This window comes from Halorussus vallis, from assembly GCF_024138165.1.
Taxonomy (GTDB): Archaea; Halobacteriota; Halobacteria; order Halobacteriales; family Haladaptataceae; genus Halorussus; species Halorussus vallis.
This window is the reverse complement of record NZ_CP100000.1, coordinates 1,720,270-1,738,821: the sequence shown is the minus strand read 5'-3', so window position 1 is coordinate 1,738,821 and position 18,552 is coordinate 1,720,270. Positions and strand designations below refer to the sequence as shown.

General features: G+C 61.2%; 19 protein-coding genes and 1 tRNA gene. 6 read left to right on the top strand and 14 right to left on the bottom strand.

Features of this window, described 5'->3' with window-relative positions; genetic code table 11:
* Positions 1-30 precede the first annotated feature (30 nt).
* Positions 31-1,326 (bottom strand): MFS transporter, encoded by a 1,296-nt coding sequence (locus NGM07_RS08875; protein ID WP_253519611.1) that lies wholly within the window; start codon positions 1,324-1,326, stop codon positions 31-33.
* 629 nt (positions 1,327-1,955) lie between these two features.
* On the opposite strand from NGM07_RS08875, the gene NGM07_RS08870 reads away from it, so the two are divergent.
* Complete coding sequence (locus NGM07_RS08870) at positions 1,956-2,270, top strand: DUF8053 family protein (protein ID WP_253519609.1); 315 nt, start codon at positions 1,956-1,958, stop codon at positions 2,268-2,270.
* Positions 2,271-2,925: 655 nt separating this feature from the next.
* Here NGM07_RS08870 and NGM07_RS08865 read toward each other — a convergent pair.
* From NGM07_RS08865 to trmY, 10 genes are all read right to left on the bottom strand, one after another.
* Complete coding sequence (locus tag NGM07_RS08865) at positions 2,926-4,476, bottom strand: M74 family metallopeptidase (RefSeq protein WP_253519607.1); 1,551 nt, start codon at positions 4,474-4,476, stop codon at positions 2,926-2,928.
* Positions 4,473-6,260, bottom strand: coding sequence for a hypothetical protein (locus tag NGM07_RS08860; protein ID WP_253519605.1), 1,788 nt, complete (start codon positions 6,258-6,260; stop codon positions 4,473-4,475). Before NGM07_RS08860 ends, NGM07_RS08865 begins: the two co-directional genes overlap by 4 nt.
* Before the next feature lie 456 nt (positions 6,261-6,716).
* Positions 6,717-8,069 carry a DUF7845 domain-containing protein gene (locus NGM07_RS08855; protein WP_438267715.1) on the bottom strand — a complete coding sequence of 451 codons (1,353 nt, stop codon included), beginning with the start codon at positions 8,067-8,069 and terminating at the stop codon, positions 6,717-6,719.
* A 53-nt stretch (positions 8,070-8,122) separates the two neighbouring features.
* Complete coding sequence (locus NGM07_RS08850) at positions 8,123-8,353, bottom strand: DUF7845 domain-containing protein (protein ID WP_253519601.1); 231 nt, start codon at positions 8,351-8,353, stop codon at positions 8,123-8,125.
* Entirely contained in the window at positions 8,350-8,784 is a 435-nt protein-coding gene (locus tag NGM07_RS08845; protein WP_253519600.1) for a DUF8129 domain-containing protein, read from the bottom strand. The genes NGM07_RS08850 and NGM07_RS08845 overlap by 4 nt, the downstream gene beginning before the upstream one ends.
* Before the next feature lie 222 nt (positions 8,785-9,006).
* Entirely contained in the window at positions 9,007-9,276 is a 270-nt protein-coding gene (locus NGM07_RS08840; protein WP_253519597.1) for a DUF7563 family protein, read from the bottom strand.
* Positions 9,277-9,340: 64 nt separating this feature from the next.
* A tRNA-Pro gene (locus tag NGM07_RS08835) sits at positions 9,341-9,413 on the bottom strand.
* 50 nt (positions 9,414-9,463) lie between these two features.
* On the bottom strand, positions 9,464-9,778 hold the full coding sequence (locus tag NGM07_RS08830) for a hypothetical protein (RefSeq protein ID WP_253519594.1): 315 nt from the start codon (positions 9,776-9,778) through the stop codon (positions 9,464-9,466).
* A gap of 107 nt (positions 9,779-9,885) precedes the next feature.
* Positions 9,886-10,350, bottom strand: a complete 465-nt coding sequence (locus tag NGM07_RS08825; protein WP_253519592.1) for a TIGR00725 family protein — start codon at positions 10,348-10,350, stop codon at positions 9,886-9,888.
* 18 nt (positions 10,351-10,368) lie between these two features.
* Positions 10,369-10,965 (bottom strand): tRNA (pseudouridine(54)-N(1))-methyltransferase TrmY, encoded by a 597-nt coding sequence (trmY, locus tag NGM07_RS08820; RefSeq protein ID WP_253519589.1) that lies wholly within the window; start codon positions 10,963-10,965, stop codon positions 10,369-10,371.
* 500 nt (positions 10,966-11,465) lie between these two features.
* Here trmY and NGM07_RS08815 point away from each other — a divergent pair, with 500 nt between their 5' ends.
* Entirely contained in the window at positions 11,466-12,629 is a 1,164-nt protein-coding gene (locus tag NGM07_RS08815; protein WP_253519586.1) for a tubulin/FtsZ family protein, read from the top strand.
* 151 nt (positions 12,630-12,780) lie between these two features.
* Here NGM07_RS08815 and NGM07_RS08810 read toward each other — a convergent pair whose 3' ends face one another.
* Both NGM07_RS08810 and tnpA read right to left on the bottom strand, forming a co-directional pair.
* Positions 12,781-14,013, bottom strand: coding sequence for an RNA-guided endonuclease InsQ/TnpB family protein (locus NGM07_RS08810; protein WP_253520169.1), 1,233 nt, complete (start codon positions 14,011-14,013; stop codon positions 12,781-12,783).
* On the bottom strand, positions 14,013-14,420 hold the full coding sequence (tnpA, locus tag NGM07_RS08805) for an IS200/IS605 family transposase (RefSeq protein ID WP_253519583.1): 408 nt from the start codon (positions 14,418-14,420) through the stop codon (positions 14,013-14,015). Before tnpA ends, NGM07_RS08810 begins: the two co-directional genes overlap by 1 nt.
* A gap of 692 nt (positions 14,421-15,112) precedes the next feature.
* Here tnpA and NGM07_RS08800 point away from each other — a divergent pair.
* Entirely contained in the window at positions 15,113-16,285 is a 1,173-nt protein-coding gene (locus tag NGM07_RS08800; protein ID WP_253519580.1) for a DUF8073 domain-containing protein, read from the top strand.
* A 156-nt stretch (positions 16,286-16,441) separates the two neighbouring features.
* A complete protein-coding gene (locus NGM07_RS08795) occupies positions 16,442-16,855 on the top strand; it encodes a VanZ family protein (RefSeq protein WP_253519578.1) in 414 nt (137 codons plus the stop codon).
* A gap of 16 nt (positions 16,856-16,871) precedes the next feature.
* Here the strand turns inward: NGM07_RS08795 and NGM07_RS08790 are convergent, their stop codons facing one another.
* Positions 16,872-17,036 carry an HVO_A0556 family zinc finger protein gene (locus tag NGM07_RS08790; protein WP_253519575.1) on the bottom strand — a complete coding sequence of 55 codons (165 nt, stop codon included), beginning with the start codon at positions 17,034-17,036 and terminating at the stop codon, positions 16,872-16,874.
* Between the two features lie 56 nt (positions 17,037-17,092).
* On the opposite strand from NGM07_RS08790, the gene NGM07_RS08785 reads away from it, so the two are divergent.
* Together NGM07_RS08785 and NGM07_RS08780 are read left to right on the top strand one after the other, a co-directional pair.
* Complete coding sequence (locus NGM07_RS08785) at positions 17,093-18,130, top strand: DMT family transporter (RefSeq protein ID WP_253519572.1); 1,038 nt, start codon at positions 17,093-17,095, stop codon at positions 18,128-18,130.
* Between the two features lie 85 nt (positions 18,131-18,215).
* Positions 18,216-18,527, top strand: a complete 312-nt coding sequence (locus NGM07_RS08780) for a hypothetical protein (protein WP_253519571.1) — start codon at positions 18,216-18,218, stop codon at positions 18,525-18,527.
* The last annotated feature ends 25 nt before the right edge of the window (positions 18,528-18,552 follow it).

Below are 18,552 nucleotides of genomic sequence, written 5' to 3'. Positions count from 1 at the left end.
ACGGGACGGGTTGAGACCGGGGCGGTCCCGCTACTCCGCCGGTTGCTCCGTCTCGGTCTGTAGGTCAAAGTCGTCCGGCTCGGCGGCCGTGACAGCAGGGAGTTGTCGGAGCCGCGGCCGCAGAAGGACGTAGACGGCCGTGAAGCCGAAGCCGCTCGCGGCCAGCGCCAGAGTCGTCGTCGTTCCGAGCGTTTCAGCGACGATACCGCCGACGAGTGAGCCCAGTGGGAGCGTCGCCCCCGTGGCAGTGCCCTTAGTCGCGGAGACCCGGCCGAGCATGTCGGCCGGGAACACTCGCTGGTTCAGCGTCGCCGTAAGCACGCCCGATGTGCCGGCAGGCACCCACGCGAGGCCGAACAGAACGATCGTGAGCGCCGGCGACGGCGCCAACACCGCCGCGACCCAGCAACCCGCGCCGAACCCCTGCGAGATTAGAACCATCCCGTAGGGAACACCCTCTACATATGGGCCGACGATGGACCCGACGAGCCGACCGATGCCGAGGGCTCCCAACAGCAAGCCGTAAATCGCAGGACCGCCAATGCCGGCGCTGAACGCCGGTAGAATCGCCAGCGTGACCCCGGCCGTGAAGTTCGCCACCGCGGTCGTCATCATCAATTCCATGAAGAGGGTCCCATGAAGGACCTCGACACCTGCCCGTAGATCCGATACGTACGACCGGAGCACTGACTCGACGGTCGGTTCGGATTCGTCAGTCTCCTCTGTTTCTTCCGGACTTCCGGGAGGTCCCAGCGAGATACCGGCGAATAGCAGCGCGGCGACGGCGAAGGTGACTGAGTCAGCGAAGAACAGCATCGTCGCTCCGAAGACGGCGATGAAACCGCCCCCGATTGCATCGAACACCATATCCAGCCCGAGTGTCACCGTCGCCATGGCGGAATTGGCCTCGGAGAGTCGCTCGTCATCAACGATACGAGGGAGTAGCGCGGTCTCCATCGGCGCCATTACGAGCGTGGCAAGCATTAGAACCGGGGCGACGACGAACAGGACGCCGACGCTTAGATGTCCAGTCACCGCTGCGAGCGGCAGGACGAGCACAACAACGCCCTGAACCACCTGTGACCCGACGAGGATGGATCTAAGCGGCAGGCGGTCGACGAGTGGCCCGGCGAACACTTGTAGCAGCCACGGGAGTAGCAGTATCGCGTTCAGGGCGCCGGTGATGAGGGTCGACCCGCTCAGCTCGAAGGCGAGCCAGAGTACCGCGACCGTGTAGAGGCTATCTCCGGCGTTCGTAGTGAACTGCCCGGCAAAGAAGCGCCGGAAGTCCCGGTTACGCCACAGCAAGCGCTTGGCAGCAATCATCGAAGACCACCCCCGCGGGGTGTTAGCGCACCGCCGAGTGGTTCGAGTGAGCGGTTTGACTTCGGTTCGCGTGTCGGTACGTGATCGTTCGAGCCCCGGCAATTGGCCGGTGACTCCGTGGGTGTCGGCATATGCGTATCTGATCGAGAGGGAGTGCGACTACCGAGGAGGTAGCGAAACGAACCCGAGTGCTGCGGCTATCGGGCCCGTCGCGCGGCGGGGGGCGAGAGGGGGTCGAACACCGGACGAACCGCGAGCCGGCTGGTCATAGAACGAATCGTCGGAAAAATCTGCTCGGTCGATAAAAAGTGTACTGATTCCGGACGGTCTGGGCGACACCCGCTACCAAAGCCCGTATCTTCAGATATTTTTTACATGTTTTCTTGTCCGTACCATCAAGCTCAGAAAAGCCGTGTGACCGATACGCGCCCTGTATTCAGTACACAGTTTCTACCAGCCGTGGGGGGTCAATACCGGACATGATACATTCACGCTCTACATTGCGCGCAGCCGATTCAATCCTATAAAAATATAAATATTTAAACAAGGACAGAATCATCTCACTCGCGTCCATAGGCAGAATCTATCCGACCCATAGCATTTTATACGAGACGGTATATCGCCGTGCCATGCATCGTGTCAAAATCCGCCGTCTCAGTGGAACCAAAGACCATCTCACCGCCGGTATCACCATTCCGAAGGCAATTCTCGAACACAACGGCCTCGTCGACGGAGGCGAACTCACCGATGACTATCACGTCTTCGTCTCCTACGACCACGAAGAAGGTGTCCTGAAGGTACCTATCCCCAACGTTGGCGACAACCGGACGGCGAACTCCTCAGAAGAAGCGCTCGTCGAACGTGAGCGAGAGCGTAAGCTCTCGCCGGGTGAGCGCGATGTTCTCGGCGATCAGGCGACCGCCAGCTCCATGGAAGGCGACTGATGACCGACCTGTTCACGGTCGCGCTCGCAGACCTCCCAGAGTACGGATTGCGAACTCGCTCGACCGGTGCCTACGCAATCCATCGGTACGCGGAGGATTCGCCGGTTCCGGCATGTGCGACCGCAGCCGATGGCGGAGCGATGTCGAGGAATCTCGGTGATTACATGCGCGTCCGGCTTGCGTTAGCCGCTGAATCTCGCCGGTTCTCGCTGTGTTCTCACGATCACTGTTTCGGCCGACTCACCATCGCTCGTCCTTCTACTACTGCTTCAGAGTCACCGTCAGATACTGTCGAACGCACCATCGCGGACTGAGATCGGTGTCCGTTTGTCTCGAGATAGTTTCGTCCTCGCCAAATCAGCGACAGAGCCTCTACCGCTGATATTCTGTGGGCGGTACCCTCCCCCGGGGGGTTGACTTCCGTTACGTGCCTACGCGCGGGCGCGTACTCCGTGGCGATTTTTCGGTACTTCGCGTTCCGCCAATTCTGCGCAGTATCGACCTAGACTCGACTGCCATTTTCGGACAGTGGTATTACCTATTGACAATTGGTGATGGGGCGGGGGGTTGACTCTATTTCCTTAACTACGCGCGGGCGCGTAATCGGTCGGAATTGAGTTCGCCGAGAGATTTTGAGTGGAATGGGGCAAGCCATTCACGGTGGTCGAATCTCGAAATGGATGTGATCATCATGTCCAGCGTGAGGAGTACAGAGTCCTTCACTAGCGAGGACAGGGTCATTGAAAAGAATCCTCGTAACCAGAGGCTGCACCGTCAGAGCGTGAAGGAGCCCTCGCGTCGTTTCACGGTCGTACTCCGCGTGTTCGTGCGTTGTTTGTCCTGGTGCCGTCCCATCGATTCGTGGCAAACGGATGTCGCAATCTAGTCCGGTTTGATGTCCGTTATGGGGCGGCGCTGGCCCCCCTCTAGGCAAACTTACGTCGTTGATGGTGAGCAGAGCCGCATCAGGATGAACTCGAAGATAGGTTTCACGGTAGTACACTCCTGCACTTCGAATTGTATCGGCCATCCAGTTCGTTCCGTAGTCGAAGTGTTCGTTGGTCTCCTCCATGAGCTCGAAATTGTAGAATCCTGTCGTCCCATCCATTGCCCCCGCTGGCATTCGCTGCCAGCGGGGGGCTTTGGATGATATCACCCAATTGTATGTCGGCCCGGGGACATCGACTCGCCCATCACCACTGACAGATCGTTGCCCCCGTACAATGGATTGAAACAGCTTAATCGTATCAAGAGTTGCGGCATCAAGCGTCGAGTTCGACCCCAACCAGTCGAACCCGAGTTCAATGAACCGGTTTTTCAGCCCGCGGATATCCTCTGGATTATTCTTCCCATTAACCCCAACGCTGTCGCCCAAGATGTCTGCTCCGTGCGCAAGTGATACTGGTTGAGCGGCAGCGCTCGTCCTTGTAGTTCTGTACCAAGGCTGGGTACCGATGAGACGGGCAACTCGTGCGCCGTAGTTCGAAACTTTCTCGGCCGCTAGATTGTTATAGAGTGTACCAACTTTTTCGACGGTCGGGTTCTCGACTCGTTCGAGTAGTTCCCGTAGAAGATACGTACCGAAGAGGATGTTCACATGTGGTTGTTCGAAATACTCTCGCGTGATCCCCGTGTCATCCCAATAGTCAACATGCACGTTCATTGGGAGAATTGACTTGTTTGCATCGAACCAGTTGGGTATCTCGTCGTACCACCCCCGAGTCGTCTCTATATACATGACAGCCCTCACCAATTCTGGACCTACGCCCACTCGTTCTGCTATGGTATCGACGTCCTCCCAGTACTTTCGCACCAAACTCATCTGAGGAAGTTCGTAAAACGTTGATGCATCCGATGCGTCTGGATTTGGTGCGACTCGAAACCACGCCGGCGAGTCCGAGAGGATACTTCTTTTTCGTTCGTCTGCATCCTGAATAACTGGAGCCGCTACTGAGGTTTCCAACGGAGGCTCAGTCAATATTCGTACCAGTTCGTCAACGACTGCCTGAAATTGCTTGTCCACTCGATATCGGTCAGTGTTCTGCTCGCCCAGTATGTAAGAGATAACAAATTGCTGGGGCGTACCCGATACTGACCGAAACATAGGTGAGAACTCGACGACTGCATCGGTTGACAAAACTCGGTCTGTGTTGCTGACTACATCATCGGGAGTAACCGCTTCGCGGTTCCTGAGGGGGCCAGTCATTCTTCCGCGCCCGCTTCATCCTCCTCTGGTGGGAACACCATCTCATAGATTTCCGCCGCCTCCTTATCCTTCTTGTCGACGATGGTTCGAGCGAGGGTTTCACGCTGTACGTGAGCGTCCAAGAGCTCGTTGTTTTGTTCAGTTGCTTCGACGGATTCTTCTTGCATCTGCTCAGAATACTCATCAAGAGCCTCTCCCTGACCTAAGAGTGCTTCAACGATAACCCCGTCCGTGCGAAGCGTCGTTTCTGTGGTTGAAAGGATGATGCCGTCAACTTCTCGTTCTCGATATTGATCGATTAGGTTGGGGTTCACCCGCCAGTATCGAAGATCGCCACGCTCCACCTCTTCGATGAAGTTCTCGTGAATCTCTCCGACATGGTCGTAGATTTGCCGGAGTTCTGACTTCAGTTGGTCGTCGATTTCACTTCGGACATTTAGAGCATGTACTTCGCCGTCGACTTCCACTTCGACGTCTCCATCTACTAAGACGCGATCCAACAGGCTATCTAACTTGTGCAGGGGAACTTCTTCATAGGTATCGGGATAGCCGTTCCAGAACGCGATTCGAGCATCGACGAGATGATAGACGCTGATGAACTCTTGGTTCATCTGCCGGAAGACTAGGTTCAGTGTCCGGCTCATGTTGATGTTCTCAATTGTCCGCTCAATCGACTGCTCCTCGGTTACCTGCTCTTTGGCTGTCGTTGAGGTATTTACATTGAGGTCCCTTTTGGAGGATTTATTGAGGGCGTGCTTGTTGACGGCTGATTTGACGGTTTTGGCCGTCTGTTCTCGCGATGACTTCGCCTTTTTTGTACCTCCGAATGCGCCAGTTATCTTATCGGTGATTGTAGCAACCGTTTTGGCTTGCGGAATCGGTATCGGAACAGTAGCGGAAGCTTCACGGCTTAAGTTCCAAGTGAACTCGTTGCTCTTGTCCTTCGCTACCTTAGTAGAGTGCTCTTCTTGGAGAGTTCGCTCGAACTCCTCTGCTGACTCTCGAGTGAGTGACTCAAGGATGCTTGAGGTCTCTTGTCGCTCTCGCTCATTGCTTTTGAACGTCTTAATCGAAATCTTCGATTCTTCTCCCGGAAAAAGGGAGTGCGTCTTCACTGTTCGGCCAGCACCATAATCACCGAAGAAATTCGAGAGTCGGTACTCCTCAACGAGCGCTAACTGGGGTTTTGGTTTCTCAGGTTCTGGGATGAATGCTGGCTCGTACTCGCCAAAGGCGTTCGTCCCACATGTGAACGTATATCCCTTCAATGCCATGTTCGCGATAATCTCTGGACTAATGGCTCGCAGCCGAGAGAAGCGGCTGTCTGTCGACAGATGATCGCGAGTCTCGTAGTCGTTGAGGAGTCGCTTCCGCCGAACATCTACATCATCTGTCGCGTCTATTGTTTGAGTATCACCGCCATCTGGTATAGCTGGCCTGTCTACAACGTTGGGATTAAGTAACCGACTCGGCCGTAGAATCGCTTCTTTAAAGAAGACGTTCGGGACAGCTTTCGAGAATGTTGTTTTGAACAGGGCTGGGTTGATTTCTCCTTTCTCTAACCCGTCTTTGACGTCTTCGGCCAGCTTCTCTGGTTCAGTCCCTTTCACAGTTTCTAACGTGTCTGGAGGGACCCGTTTAGCGTACTCACTGAAGCAGTTCTCTGGATAATCGAGTTCAATGATCGAGTTGATGGAATAGGATGTAGAATCTGGAACGTCGTAGTTCAGTATCGCAGCTTCTCCCCCCTCTTGAAATTGAACTAACGGGTGTTCGTCTGGCATTGTTTCCCACTCCAAGAGCACAACTACATAATCAATAATAATGATTATGGCTGTAATTGGTAAGTCCAAGAAATTAATGACCCTAACACGCCTGAGAGCGGTGACTCAGTATAAAATAGTTGCCGAGGGCTGAGGGGGAGGGGTTGACTTCAGTTTCCTTACTACGCGCGCGCCCGTACTGCTGGATCATCCGGTCTAAATTTTCGCGCGCCCCTTCGGGGCAGTGTCGCAGCGACGCCGCCAACCGCCGGCGGTGGTGTTTTGAAATTGTGGCCTTAGCCACACCCCTAACCGGAATCTCGACCGCCCCGGTCGAGTTCCGGTGGCCGACGGGTTGAGATCGTCGTCGGGTCGCTCGGAGAAGTACAAATCGGGTTGCATAGGTATCGGAGTTAGACAAACTGGGGTTTCGGAAAAGGGCGGGAATCGATAGTGATGCCTCTCAGCCGTCGCCGGCTACAGGAACTGCCAGGCGACCCCGTAGCCTCGCTCACCGAGATGGAGCTGCGCCTCTCGGAACCGTGCTGGGTCCTTGCCGGCGTTCACCCAGAGTCGGTACGCTTGCTGGACTCGTCGTTGGGCGTCACGCACTCCACCCATCCGAAGGGTGAGGCGCGCCTCGTGACGGTCGTCGACTTCGATACCGTGTCTCGCACAGAACGCAATGAACGCACTCGTCGTCTCGTCGACGCCACGCTCCGCTGCTTCTGCTGCCTTCGCGGTCGCTTCAACCGCCCGCTGAGTCGCGTCTCGGGCCTGTTCGACTGCCTCGTGAACGTACTCGGCGATGTAGTCGCTCCGGAGCTTCACGCATCCGTAGTCGTGTTCGATTAAGTCGGGGAGACGCTTGAGCGCCCGGCGAACGGAGTCAACGTGTCGGCCGTAGTCGTCGGCGATATCCGCGGGCGAAACCGTGCCGCCATCAGTCACCAGTTTCTCAAGTGACTCCCACTCGACCGGAGAGAACCCGTCCGAGAGATGCTTGATGACCACACTCTCTTGGCGCTGCTCGATTCTGGTCAGATTGAGTGAGACGAGATTCCGGTCGCGATTGCTCTCGCTCGCTTCGAAATAGGCGTCGGGAACGTACGGTCCTCGGGTCTCAATTTCGCCTTTCATGTCACGGTCGCCCGGGCGCACCGGGAGACCTGCCTCGGCGAGGACTGCCAACACAGTCTCTTCGAGTTCCTCAGTCAGCTGGGCGAGATCGTCGTCGGTGACACCGAGTCTCTGGTCCCATCGACTCACTTGATACGAGGCTCCGAGTTTCGGATGAGCAAGCGCTTCCGACTCGGGCATCCCGGCGGCCTCTCGCGAGTAGTAGTGCTTCACTTCCTTCGGAAGTGAGTGCGATGGGAACGCAGCCTCGGTGCGTCGCGGACCGAGCGTGACTGTGTGGTAGTATCCCGGGAGGTGGCGGCCGTGTTCGTCGCGCTCGTTCTGTACGAGCTTCCGGTAGCCGTCGCGATCATTCTCCAGGAGATGTGCCATCTTCGCAATCGGCCCATCGCGAGCGTGAATCGGACCGCTTCGAGCCTTGTGAAGTCGGACGTAGCGCTCGGCGTCTTGGACGTTACTGTGTTCGTGAGGATTCGCGAAGTACCCCGGATTGACGTCGTGTGCTGAGGCAGCACGCTGGAGCAGGTATCGGTAGTGGTCGAACTCGATGTTTGCCCCTACGGCACGCACGTTGATGCCTTCGGTCAAATCGTCAGGAACGGAGAGCTCGCTCACATCGCCGTCGCTGTTCTCAACGCGCATCCCTTGCCAACGCGGAGAGATGTGGAAGTTCGCTTTCTGCTGTTTCACCGGGTCTTCGCGCGGATGGCGGAAGACGTGTATCCGGAACTCTCGCACTTCGTTTAACGAGAATCAGTCCCCTGAGGAGTCGTTGCGCCAGGATTCATGATTCCGGAATCCTGGTAGTAGAGCTTCGTGACCCACGTTTTTCCCTCGAACTGGAACTCGGCGACGTGGCTTCCGCCGTTGGCTTTGACGACGTAGTCACACCCGAAGAACGGGCTGAGCCCGTCTTCGTCGAAGATGTAGTTCGCGGCGAACTCGTGGGGCGCGAGGTCGACGTAGACGGTCACGCCGTCTCACCTCGCTCGGACCGCATCCTCTGAAGCTTCTGGGCGGCCGAGAGCGCTTCCTCGCCGGACTCGGTGTCAGACTTCGGTGACTGTTTGTAGAGCGACAGGGCGCGTTCACGGCGCTCCTCGGCGCTCAGATTCGGGAGGTCACGCTCACCGTACTCTTCGAGGTATGCCCTCCGTTCTTCGAGCAAGTCGATGACGCGGCTCCGCGGACCGCGGTCGAGTTTCCGCTCGACTGCAATCCACGCGTTCACGACTTCGAGTCTATCGATGCCGCGAATGCGGGCGAAGACGAGTCGCTGGAGCGTATGGTCGGTGTGACCCGACCCATGCTCGACGAGATCGTGGTCGAGAAACCGCGCTGGATTCTCGCCGAGTTTCCGCTTGAGCCGGCGTTGCCACGCGGGAGTCTCACCGCGCGGATTCACGCCGAATGCCTCCGTTGGCCGGACTTCGAACGATTGAGCCGACTAGCGACGGAGCCCGGGCCATCCCGCCGACGGTAGCCGTTGCTACGAGGTCCGTAGCGAGCAGGAGCGGCCACCTTCACCACTCCCGGCTACCGGTTACGTCGTGGCCCTCCTGCTCGGCAGGATGAGTGAACGAGACGCCGGCCGCCACGTCGTAGAGTTCGCTCGCGCGGACGAACGCTACCACGACGTCTCACCTCCGTCGGCCACGCGCGGCCGGCGGAGTTCCTGGCCACCGTTTCGATTGGCGTGGTCCTGGGGATCGGGATGGTCAACGTCCTTGCCGCGCGCCGAACCGTGTTCGATGCGCGGCCAGGAGTCGCATTCGGGACATCGCTTCGCGCGTCCGCTCTCGGTTCCGTAGGTTCGCCGGAAACTCCGGCTGACGTGGGCCTGGCAGTAGTCGCAGGTGTGGCGGTCGCTGTCGGTGTTGTGGAGCGGAACCGCCATCAGAGCCACCTCCCGAAGCGGTGGCTAACTATCAAAGAATGCGGGAAAAGGTATATATACCCAGTGGGCCGGCGCAGATTCGAACTGCGGTTACGGCCACCCGAAGGCCGAAGGATACCAAGCTACCCCACCGGCCCGCACGTCGAACGATGCGCGTCACGACTTTAACCCTTCCGGATTCTCCCGTCTATCGGTCCCCCGTCGCGCGATAGTACTCGACGCGCTCGCCGCCGCTCACCGCGACTCGCTTCTCGAGGACGCCCTCGTAGACGAGGTACTCGAACGCCCACCGGTACCGGTCTTCCGCCGACTGCTCGCCGAGGAGCGCGCCGACGTCCTCCCACGTCGACGACGACTCGGCATGGACGTTCGACTCGGCCTGCTGGAATATCTCCTCGATGGAGTAGGCGGTCGGGCGCTCCGATTCGAGGAATCCCCGGACTAGCGAGACGACGCTCTCGTCGGGGTCGGCCTGATTCCACTGGGAATCGTCGAGTGGCATCCGACCAACTAGCAGACGGACCCCCTTCAGTCTGGTCGCCGCGCTAGCGCACTCGCGAGGGCGCCGCTCCAGCGTGCGCTCGGCGCGAGGAGTGACCGCCGCGGCGGTCACTCCTCGCGGTCCGTCGTCTCGCCGACCGCGCTCTCGACGAACCTCACCGCCGCCTCGGGCGTCTCGACCGGTTCGACCCCCGGCGCGTCGTGGGTCCCGAGGCCCGCAATTGGCCTCTCGAACACTCCCGCGAAGCCGATCTCCGAGAGGGTCCCCGGTCCGCCGTCGACGGCGATTACGGCGTCGCCGTTCATCACCACCAGCGGATTCCTGGCGTGGCCGAGTCCCGTGGCGACCGCCACGTCCACGTAGGGATTCGCGGCCGCGCGATCCTCGCCGGGGAGGATGCCGATGGTCGTCCCGCCGGCCTCGCTCGCGCCGCGACAGGCGGCCTCCATGACGCCGCCGAGGCCCCCGCAGACGATGGTGTGGCCGCGCTCGGCGAGGTGGCGTCCGACCGCTTCGGCGGCCGCCGCCTGCTCTTCGGTGACGGTTCCGCCGCCGACCACGCTCACGCGCATCGATTCGTCCCGGGCATCTCAGTACACCTCGTACCCTTCGGTGTCGAGGTAGTTGTGGGCAACCGTGATGGCGTGGTCGGCGTGGAGCAATTCCGGGCCGAGGCGCACGCGCTGGTCGGCCGCGTCAGCCAGCGAGGCCTCCTCGCTCTCCTCGAAGTCGTTGTGGTCCGAGAGGACGAACACGGGATTCTCCGGCGGTTCGACGTCCACCACCGGGTCGCCGTCCTCGTGGAGTTGCACGACGGTGCCGTCGCTGGCGGCCGCCTCCAGCACCGGTTCGAATCCGCGCTTCGAGAGGTAGACGCCCGGCGAACTCTCGGCCTCCATGTGACCGATGGCCTCGTCTTTCTTCCCCAGGGCGTTGCGAATCAGCGCCGCGGTGCTGCGCTCGTCGGGGTTGAGCCGCCGCAGTTCCGACCCCTCGAAGCGAATCGTCAGTTCGTCGCCGAGCACGAGGTTGGTCCGGACGTCCTCCCGAATCGCGTGCGAGAGGAAGAACGCCGAGTTGACGCACCGACACAGCACGTCGAGTCGGCCCGCGCCGCCCGCGAGGTCGTCGAGCGAGAACTCCGGAGTCGTCGGCGCGTCGTGGCCGAGGACGATGAACTGTCGCATATGCCCCGTTCCGCCGGGAGCCTGATAGCCCCGTCGAAGCCACCGATGCAATTCGTCGCCCGTCCGAGGTCGAAGGCCGGAATCGTGTCCTCCTTCGGACGACGAAACGGAAAATATGTCGCTTCGAGGAGGACGAAACGGTGTTCGCGTCGTCCGTTACGCGTCGCTTGCCGCCGAACGAATCCCGCTCGTCGCGCCGGGAAATCGCCGGAAGATGATACGATTTGGTCAAATTTACTCACTACTGACGCATCAGAAATCGGTCGTGACCACGACGGTTCGGCGAGGAACCTCGGTTCCGTTTCAGGCCGAGATTATCAGCGTTCGAAAACAACTCCGCCGACGTGGAATCGTCGTGTGGAACGGCCTGAAACGCCGTTTGCTCGCGTATAACTATGTGATTATCCGGCGACCTGTAGTCCTGAAGGCCGATAAGAGGGACGCTAACTTCGGTAAGCGGCGGGGTAACTCCCTCTCGTCGGCGTTAGGAGGCACAAAACATGAAGCTCGCAATGATCGGCTTCGGTCAAGCTGGCGGCAAGATAGTTGACAAGTTCGTCGAGTACGACCGGCGCATCGGCGCGGACGTCGTCCGGTCTGCCATCGCGGTCAACACCGCGAAGGCCGACCTCGCCGGACTCCAAAACGTCCCCGAGCGCAACCGCGTGCTCATCGGTCAGGCCCGCGTGAAGGGCCACGGCGTCGGGGCCGACAACGAACTCGGCGCCGACATCGCCGAGGAGGACTTAGACGAGATTCAGGGCGCCGTCGACCAGGTGCCGGTCCACGAAATCGACGCCTTCCTCGTGGTCGCGGGGATGGGCGGCGGCACCGGCTCCGGCGGCGCGCCCGTCCTCTCGGGGCACCTGAAGCGCATCTACACCGAGCCGGTGTACGGTCTGGGCGTGCTCCCCGCCCAGGACGAGGGCGGCATCTACACGCTGAACGCCGCGCGGTCGTTCAAGACGTTCGTCGACCAGGTGGACAACCTGCTGGTGTTCGACAACGACGCCTGGCGCGAAACCGGCGAGTCGATGCGCGGGGGCTACGACCGCATCAACGAGGAGATCGTTCGGCGGTTCGGCGTGCTCTTCGCCGCGGGCGAGGTCCAGCCCGGCCAGAAGGTCGGCGAGAGCGTCGTCGACTCCAGCGAAATCATCAACACGCTCTCGTGCGGCGGCGTCTCGACCATCGGCTACGCGACCGAGCAGGTCGAGAACCCCAACGGCGGGCTCCTCGGGCGCTTCCGCGACAGCGAACTCGACGCCACCGAAACCACGAACCGCCTGACCAGCCTCGTCCGGAAGGCGGCGCTCGGCCGTCTCACCCTCCCCTGCGAGGTCAGGAGCACCGACCGCTCGCTGGTCGTGATGAGCGGTCCCTCCGACTACCTCAACCGCAAAGGCATCGAGCGCGGGCGCAAGTGGCTGGAGAACGAGACCGCGAGCATGGAGGTCCGGGGCGGCGACTACCCCGTCGAGGACTCGGAACACGTCGCGGCGGTGACCCTGCTCTCGGGCGTCACCGACGTCCCGCGCATCAAACAGCTCCAGGGCATCGCCATCGAAACCCAGGACAACATCGAGGACATCCGCGAGGAGAGCCAGCAGAACCTGAACAACCTCGTGAAGGACGACGCGGGCGAGTTGGAGGCGCTGTTCTAAACCTCGATATTTGCGAGTTTCGGTCGGATTCGGTCGGCCGGGTCGGCTTTGCTTTCATGGTTTGGTTGGGGCCGACTCGGCCGGGTCCGGCGGCGCGTTAGCGCCTATCAATTAGATAAAATCGGCGTGTGAACTACCCTACCCTACTCGCTCACGGCTTCGCCGTTCGATCCTTGAGGGTAGGGCTTCCTGATTCAACGACGCGCTTTGCAGATACAGGCGTATCTACAGGGAGCGCAGTCTCCACAGGCGTTCCTTCGGAGTGTCCCACTCCTACATCTTGTAGACCGCGAGAAAGGATGTTCCACGCCGCGTTCGCATCCCTGTCCGCCTCAAACCCGCAGGCAGGACAGGAATGTTCACGGACCCATAGCGGCTTCTCCGTCGAGACGACGCACGTCGCGCACTCTTTCGTCGTCCCTCTCGGGTTGACCGCCACGAAGTGCGTCCCTTCGCGGTCGCATTTGTATTCGAGCAACGAGAGGAACGTCCGCCACGCCGCTGACGCCGTGTTGCGACTGTTCGACGGTGATTCCATCATCCCCTTCACGTTCAGGTCTTCGACCGCCACAAGGTCGTACTCCCGCGCGTAGTAGGCAGAGAGTTTGTGGAGGAAGTCACGGCGCTTCCGTCGGAGGTCGGCGTGACACTCCGCAACCCGACGCCGTTGCGCCTCCCAGTTGTTCGACCCGTGTTCCTTCTGCGAGAGTGACCGCTGTTCGCGTTCCAGCCGCTCCCGTTCGGCGGAGAGGTCGAGCGACCCGACCGCCGTACCGTCGGTGTCGTGGGCGTACTTGAGTATTCCCACGTCGATACCGACGCACCGCTCGGGATTCGCAGGCGGTTCGGGCGGTTCGCGGTTAACTTCGATACCGAACGTGGCGAACCACTTGCCCGTCGGTTCCTTCTTCACCGTGACCTGTTTCACGTCGGCGTCGTCGGGGATGGCGCGGTGGAGCCGTATCGGCACATCCGCGAGTTTCGAGAGGGACAGCACGGTCTGACCGCCCTTCTTGTCGAGCTTGAAGCCAGACTGGCTGTATGTGAAACTTCGGAACTCGCGTAGTGGCTTCCACTTGAGTTGACCGACGCCGTAGCCGTTCTCCTTGAGCGCGGAGAGTCCTTTGAGGTTGTCGAACAGCCGTTCCACGACGGTCTGGAGAACCTTCGAGTACACGTCCGAGAGGCCGTCCCACCACTTCTTGAGGTTGGGTAGTTCCGACCGCAGGGTGGTCATGGACGGTAGTTCGCCGTGTTCGTCTTGGTACTCGTTGAGGCGGTAGAGCGTGTGGTTGTACAGTTGCCTACAAATGTCGCGGTGGCGGTCCAACTCCTCGCGGTGGGCGTCGGACGGCTTGAGACGGTACTTGTAGGCGTAGTACATCAACTCTCCCGCTGATTCTCGACGTATTTCTTCAGCACGTCCAGCGACACCTGCCCCGTCGAGATGAGACAGTACGAGTCGTTCCAGAACGAGTCGCCCCACAGTTCAGTCTTCAGTTCGTCCGCGTACTCGTTTCGGATACGGCGGGCGGTCGCGCCCTTGACCGTGTTGATGAACTTCACGAGGTCCGTGGTGGGTTTCGCTCGGAACAGGATGTGAACGTGGTCGTCCTCTCCGTCAAGGTTCGTCAGTTCGACGCCGTACTTGTCCGTGAACCCGCTGATGACCCCGCGAATGAATTGGGTTCGCTCCTCGGTTAACACTCCGCGCCGATACTTCGTGGTGAGTATCAGGTGGTAGTGCAGGGAATACGTCGAATGCGCTCCCGAATCGAGGTCGTATTCCATTGGGTTCGCAAATTTGTACGGTACCTCAATGCAAAAACGTTGCGACTACGTGGGTCTGTGGGCCTGCAACCGTATTGCTATACGAACAGGTGATGACGGCGCTGTATCCCCACCCTACTCCGCTCCCTTCGGTCGCTCCGTTGAGGGTGGGGGCTTAGCGCTACTTTCAGCTAACACTCCGTGCTTTAGCACGCGGATACAGCGCCGTTATCGGGAGATTTACGGGGGTATAACCTGTTTTTGATGCCAACCGAGGCGGTCCATCCGCCCGATGGAATGAGACAGTATCGGGAGTTCCACTCGGTCGTTCGACGGTATCCCCGTCGAGTCGCCTGCTGTGGATACCGTCAGAAAACAAGCAAGGTACTCCCGAATCCACCGAGGATAGGGATAACGGGTGCGTGGCACTCCCAGTATCACGACGGGATGCAAACCCGAGGTTCCCAACTCAGCAAGGGCTGTCCTTGTGGGAAGCCTCGCCGTTTACGGCGGGGAGGATGTCACCGACATACTTATCGCCGGGAGTCGATGCTCACCGTCGAACGCCCTACTTGTACGTTCCGAGTTATCCACCCCGACGTTCCGAGCTTCGCGTCCCCGGAAACGCGGTATAAATAATGGCGCATAGATTTGAACCCTTACAATATCTTTTTGTTAGATGCGTGACCTGCCTCGGGTAACTCCCCGAACCTATGACTGCTCCTCACGCACTCCGCGACCTCGCGACGCTCATTGAGGGCGTCGACGGTGCCGGCGTCTCCGTCGGCGACGTACAGACGCCCGGACGAACCCTGGTTGACGGCGAAACCGTCACCGTCACGCTTCCGGCCCGAATCGAGTGCGCGTCCCTCGACGCACTTGCCGGAGACGTGTCGGTCACGCTCCCGGACGGAACCAAACTTCCCATCGACGGCGACGCGGCGACGCTGGAGATTCCGTTGCAGGTCGAAATCGGTGCCACCGGAGAAACCGTCGAGGATGGGCCGTCCCCGGAGACTCTCGCCGAGGAACCGGGGACCGCCACCGACGAGTCCCCGACGGCCGACGCGACGCCGGAAGCCGACCCGTCGCCCGACATCGCGAAACCGCAGGTGACCGACGGCGGGGTCGCGCTCCCGCCCGAGTCGAGCGAGGCGAACGCGGGTACCGCCGAATCGGAGACGGTGACGGTCGCGCAGGACGGGGAAACCGAAGAGCGAGAGGTGGACGCTTCCGACGTCGACCGGACTGCGGACGACGAACCGACTTCTGAATCGGCGTCGCCGTCCTACCGCGACCCCGAGCGCCTCCGCGAGGCCTACGAGGCCCACGAGACGTTCGCCGAGATGACCGAGGCGCTCGGCGCGAGCGTGACGCCCCAGACCGTCCGCCACCACATGATCAAACACGGTATCCACCGGCCGAACGCGCGCATCGATTCGGAGTCCGGCGCGGAAACCGAGGTCGCCGATCCCGAGACGGAGTCGGAATCGGGGCGAGCCGAAGTCGAGACGTCGGACTCGGCCGGCGGTCCCCGTTCTGAATCCGACGCTACCGCCGACACCGGTTCGACCGAACCGGCAGCGGCGGACGCGAGTCGGTCGTCCCCGTCGGACGACCGACTCGCAGACGCGGTCGACGAAACCGACCTCCCGCCGGGCGTCGACCTTCCGACGCACGTGACGCTCGACGAGCTCAAGTCGGCGGTGGTGAAGTCGACGACCCTCTACGAGGTACAGCGCGAGTTACGCATCGACCGCTCGAAGGCCAGAGGCCTCCTCCGGGACCTCGACCTGCTCGACTTCGTCGGCGGCCGGATCACCGCCGACGGCCGGCGCGAACCGATGGAGATAGTCGACGAGCGTATCCGTCGGGCGTGCGCCTGACGACCTGAACGGCGGAGTGCGTACTCCTTGTGGTTCGGGCGTACGACGAGAGTTTGCGGCAGACGAGGAGCGCGGCGTCTCGTAGCCACTCCGACGCGAACGACTCGTTCGGCGGTTCCGGCTGAATTTATGTTGCGGTGCCGACCGTCTCTGGACGTGTCTCGAATTCGTGTTCCGTTGGCTCCGCGGTTGGTTCGGTGGAGTGCGGTCGCACTGGTTACGGGCGTTATCGCGTACTTCTCGCTATTCGACGCAGTTCCGCAACCGCCCGACGGCCGGGTTTCGATTTGGGACAAGAAACTCCACTTCACCGCGTACGCCGGATTCGCCTACGTCCTGGCGTATGCGACCGCCGACCGGGGATGGACACGAACGAAACGAGACGGCTTCGTACTCCTCGCCGCCTTCGCGTTCGGCGTCTCGATAGAACTCGTCCAAGGAGCGCTTCCGGCGCGGTACTTCGGTCTGGCGGACGTGCTGGCGAATCTTCTGGGGGCGTGTCTGGTCGTTCCCTGGTTCGTCGTTGAGCGCGGCGTCCGCTACGCTCCGTTCGTGCGCGACGCGAAGTGAGAAAGAGGTGTTGAGGTTACCAGACGCGAACCGCGGGCGTCCCGCAGTTCTCGCAGACGACCGCGTCGTCGCTCTTGAACTCCTCGCGGGCCAGCGTTCCCGTCGCGCACCATCGACACTCGTCGCCGACGAGTACGCCGAGGAGGTCCTCGGACATTTCCTGCACGGAGGTTCGTTGCATCGTTCGGAAGCGTTCGGTTCACAGTTATGAGTTTTCTGATATTGGATAGCGAGTTGATGAGTCCCGGCCACGAACCCCCAGACAACTGCCGCAGGACCAAGGGCTTTCACGCTCGCGCGCTTTCCTCGGACGTGGACTTCACCGCTCGCGAGCGGGTCGGACCCCGGGGAATTGCGGTCGGCCTGTTCGCCTTCGTCGCGCTCGCGTGGGGCGGGTCGTACGTCGCCATCACCGTCGGCCTCCGTCACGTCCCGCCGGTGCTGTTCGCGGCCGGCCGACTCGACACCGCCGCCGCGGTCGTCCTCCCGGTCGTCGCGCTCCGGTACGACGAGTGGCTGCCGAAGACCCGCGACGACTGGCTGGCCGTCCTCGCCTCGGGGGTGTTCGCCATCGCCGCGGCGAACGGCTTCCTCTTCGTCGGCCAGCAGTTCACGACGAGCGCGGCCGCCGCGGTCGTGTTCGCGCTCAACCCCGTGCTCGCGACCGCGTTCGCCTGGGTGCTGGTCACCGACGAGCGACTCGGCCTGCTCGAGCTCCTGGGTGTTCTGTTGGGCATCGTCGGCGTCGGTATCGTGGCCAGTCCCGACCCCCGGCATCTGTTCGACCCCGCGAACGCCGGGACGTGGATCGTCCTCTGCGGCGCGGCGTCGCTCGCGCTCGGGAGCGTCCTCTCCCGGCGGTTCTCCCCTCGGATTCCGACGCTGGCGACGACCGGGTGGGGACTGCTCGTCGGCGCACTGCTCCTCCACCTCGTCAGCCTCGGCCTCGGCGAGTCGGCGTCCGGAGCGGTGCCGTTCGCAGTGGTCGTCGCGCTCGCGTACCTCGGCGTTGTCTCGACCGCCGGCGCGTACTCGGCGTACTTCGACCTCATCGACCGCGTCGGCGCGGTCCGTACTGCGCTGGTTTCCTACGTCGTGCCGGTCGTCGCGGCGCTGCTTGGCTGGTTGCTCGTCGACGAGGCTGTGACGCTGCGAACCGTCGTCGGCTTCGCGATCGTCGCGGTCGGCTTCGCGCTGACCGAACGACGGCGGGTCCTCGCGGGACTGCGCCGGACGGTCGCGCCGAGCGAGGACGCGAGGACCGAGGGTGATTGACTCGCATGCCAGTTCAGGACCGGGAGCCGGAACGCCCCGCGTGCGCCACCGGGATTAACCGTCTCGCGGTCCTACGTTCGGGCCCATGTCCGAAGACGACGCGGCCGCGAACCGGAAGTACGAGGACTGGCCCATGGAGGGCGACCGCCACGACGAAGCGCAGTTCGTCGGCGTCTCGCAGGTCAAGGGCGGCGGCGCGTGGTTCTACAACGAGGACGACGACGCGCTGTTCGAAACCGACGTCGACCACGCGAACCGACGGTTAACTCCTTCCGGCGAGGAACGCACGGTTTCAGCGGGCGAATCGTTTGGCGCGGCCGTCGAGCGACTCGGCGACGAACTCGGCTGGGAGTCGCTGTCGGAGTTCGCGCGCGACCACCTCGAAAGCTCCGAGTGACTCTCGATGAGACGGACGTCAGACG